This is a genomic window from Sulfurovum sp. bin170 (assembly GCF_010892395.1).
GTDB lineage: Bacteria > Campylobacterota > Campylobacteria > Campylobacterales > Sulfurovaceae > UBA1140.
The window spans coordinates 1-3,074 of the sequence record NZ_JAACKB010000312.1 but is presented as its reverse complement, the minus strand read 5'-3'; the positions used below and the strand labels follow the sequence as shown (position 1 = coordinate 3,074).

General features: G+C 32.5%; 1 protein-coding gene. It reads left to right on the top strand.

Annotation, left to right across the window (positions count from 1 at the left end; translation table 11 throughout):
* On the top strand, positions 1 to 3,074 hold a 3,074-nt coding region (locus GSY74_RS07470), incomplete at both ends, for a non-ribosomal peptide synthetase (RefSeq protein WP_164664476.1).

Genomic DNA, 3,074 nt, shown 5'->3' with positions numbered 1-3,074 from the left:
GTTAAATCTACCTACAGATTATCCAAGAGGTGCTATTCAAACTTTTAATGGAGCAGAAATTTTTCTTAAATTTGATAAAAAACTCTCATCAAAGTTCAATTTATGGGCAGAGGACTATACGCTATTTAGTCTATTATTAGGTATTACAGATATTTTACTCTCTAAATATAGCAATCAAGATGATATAGTCGTGGGTGTACCTGTAGCCAATAGAGTATATGAAGCGTTATTTAATCAGATAGGTTTTTATGTCAATACCATACCTATGCGAATAAAACTAAAGCAAGATAGCTCATTTAAAGAGAACTTAAAACATATCAAAACTGTGAGTAGAGAAGGGCTAGATCATCAGAGTTACCCTTTTGATATATTGGCAAATGAGATAGAAAAAGAGAAAGATTTAAGCCAAAATCCACTCTTTAATACGATGGTTATTTTACAAAATGACCATCAAAGAAGAGGTAGATTTGCCAATTATAAAGAGATAAAGATAGATAAATCTCAGTTTGATATGACATTTGAGTATCATCAGATAGGTGATGAGATAGAGCTATCTATAGAGTATAATAGTGATTTATATCAAGCCTCTACTATAGAAAGACTCTCTAAAAATATAGAGATATTAATGCAGAGTATTGAATTAGATACTATATTGTCTGATATAGAGATAGTATCTAAAGAGGAGAAAAAATTATTAAAGAGTTTTAATAAGACAAAAGCCAAATATCCTGATAATGATACTATCATCTCTATTTTTGAAAAACAAGTTAAATCTTCTCCTGATAAGATAGCTATTGGTTACGAAGATAAAAAAATAACTTATAAAGAGTTAAATAAAAAATCTAATAGATTGGCTCATTATCTCATAGATGAGGGTATCGAGGCTGATGATATTGTAGCGATAGAGATAGATAGAAGTATAGAGATGATGATAGGACTACTGGCTATTCTTAAAGCTGGGGGTGCTTATTTGCCTATAGATACAGAGTATCCCAAAGATAGGATAGCGTATATTATCAAAGACTCAAAAGCTAAAATACTGCTCCAATATCAAGATATAATAGATGAAAAGTTAGAGAACTATAAGAGTAAAAACCCCAAAAATAGAGTGACTCCAGATGATTTAGCCTATGTGATATATACATCAGGAAGTACAGGCAGACCAAAAGGTGTGATGCTCGAACACCGTGGCGTGGTCAATCGTATAGATTGGATGAGAAAAGAATATAATTTGGATTCAAATGATATTATACTCCAAAAGACTCCTTATAGTTTTGATGTCTCTGTGTGGGAGCTGTTTTTGCCTTTGATGTATGGGCTTAAGCAGGTAATAGCCAAACCAAATGGACATAAAGATAATAAATATCTTGTCAAGTTGATACAAAAAGAGTCTGTGACATTTTTGCATTTTGTACCCTCTATGCTCAATGCTATGATATATACAGATGGATTAAAAAACTGTCCCTCTATCAAAAATATCGTCTGTAGTGGAGAGGCTTTATCTGCTCAGAGCGTAAAAGATTTTTATGCGACTATTAAGCATATAAATTTACATAATCTCTATGGACCTACGGAAGCATCTATAGATGTAACAGCTTTTTCTTGTGATAGAGACAGTGAGTTAAAGAATATTCCTATAGGAAAGAGTATCTCAAATATCAAAATATATATTTTAGACACTCATTTAAAAGAAGTACCTTTGGGTGTGGTAGGAGAGTTGCATATACAGGGTATTGGCTTGGCAAGAGGCTATCTCAACCAAAAAGAACTCACAGATGAGAAGTTTATTTCACATCCAAAACTAGGACGCATCTATAAGAGTGGAGATTTGGCAAAATATACCCAAAGTGGAGATATAGAGTATCTAGGACGCATAGATGACCAAATTAAGCTTAGAGGTTTTAGGATAGAACTAGGAGAGATAGAGAGTTCTATATTGGAGTATTCTTCTATCAAAGAGAGTGTCGTGGTCGTAAAAGATGAACAGTTGGTAGCCTATATCGTAGGAGACGAGGAGGGGCTAAGAGAGTATCTTAAAAATAGACTTACAGCGTATATGATACCAAATATATTTATTATGATGGATAGTTTGCCTCTCAATAGCAATGGTAAGTTAGATAGAAAAAAGCTACCACTACTACAAGATATAGCAATAGACAAAGAGATAGTCGTAGCAAGTAGTGATAACGAAAAGATGTTATTAGAGATATTTGAAGATGTATTAAATATCAAAAATATCTCTATAAATGATAATTTCTTTTTTATCGGTGGAGATTCTATCAAAGCGATACAAATTATCTCTAAATTAGGTACATTAGGTTTTGTCTTAGAGATAAAAGATATATTTTATCACCCCACTATCAAAGCTTTGGCACAAATTTTAAATTCCAATAGCACAGAGATACTTGACCAGTCAAAGGTAGTCGGTGAATTTCCACTTATACCTATTCAGAAGTTTTTTATAGAAAACTTTGATGGGATTAACCACTTTAATCAGTATCTAGTATTAAAATCAAAGATAGATATAGACTTTGATAGATTACAAAATGCTTTTGCAGAGGTGGTAGAACACCACGATGCGTTGAGGTCTAGGTTTGAAATTAAAGAGGGTGAGTATATACAGATAATAGATGAGACAAGCGAGTTTGAACTAGAACATATATACTCTTATGAGAATATAGATGATATTATCAAAGAGGCAAACTCTAGCTTTCATATAGAACAAGCCCCACTGATTAAAGCGATACTTTTTGGTAAGAACAGACTATTTATAACCATTCATCACCTCATCATAGATGGTGTAAGCCTTAGAGTGCTACTTGAAGGTGTAGAGAAGTCTTATCACAATATGCCTCTAGCCCAAAAAACAATATCATTTAAAAAGTGGTCAAGTGCTATTTATGAGTATGCCTCCTCAGATAAGATAGATAGAGACTACTGGAATACAATAGAACCATATAAAATATTTGATAAAAAGATAGTCTCAAAAGTAGCCAATAAAGAGCAGTTGAAGTTTAGATTTGATAAGTCATTGATAAATAAAGATTATAAACTCTCTTCTATACTTCTTTTGG